Raw genomic sequence first — 683 nt, 5'->3', positions numbered from 1 at the left:
TTAAAGATGTCACTTTTATATTTTTTAGTTTTGTCTTTTATAAACATTCCATAAGTTATGAGTGGCGTGCGATTAAAATTATCTATAATTGCCATATAATTGGCTTCGCTACCATAACCTGCGTCAGCTACAATATATTCAGGTAAATGACCGTAGGTCTCTTGGATTGTATTTAAAAAAGGTATCATTGTTCTTGTATCAGTCGGATTTTGATACACATCATAAAATAAAACGAATTGAGAATTTGTCGCTATTTGTAAATTATACCCTGGTTTAAGTTGTCCATTTTTCATATGATCTTCTTTCATTCTCATAAATGTGGCATCATAGTCTGTTTTAGAATAACTATTTCTATCCTTTAAAATAGATTTTTGGACTTCGTATTTATGCTTTCGCTTAGAGTAATCATTAATTTGCTTTTTGTATTTTTTAATTTTAGTTCTTTTGAGCCGTATTTGTTTTCTTATTTTAGTACATTTTTCATTATCTATATGTTGGTTTAAATCTTCGATTTCTTTATCTAAGTGACTACCAATCAAATCTATTTCTTCTTTTGTTAAGTCATTATCATGCTCTTTTTTAATCTCAGGTATGATTTTATTTGTCACCAAATCATGATAAAGTGCTTTAGAATCTTCATTCATCCTTGACTCATGGTTTTGAATACTCTTTTTCCATACAAA

Annotated in this window: 1 protein-coding gene; it reads right to left on the bottom strand. The window is 28.3% G+C overall.

What is annotated here, in order from left to right:
* The coding region (locus HMPREF3241_RS11030; protein ID WP_141763191.1) for a transposase at positions 1-683 on the bottom strand (683 nt) is incomplete at both ends.

Origin of the sequence: Staphylococcus sp. HMSC34G04 (genome assembly GCF_001838765.1) — a bacterium.
Classification (GTDB): Bacteria; Bacillota; Bacilli; order Staphylococcales; family Staphylococcaceae; genus Staphylococcus; species Staphylococcus epidermidis.
The sequence above is the reverse complement of the archived record's forward strand: the minus strand, read 5'-3'. Positions and strand labels throughout refer to the sequence as shown.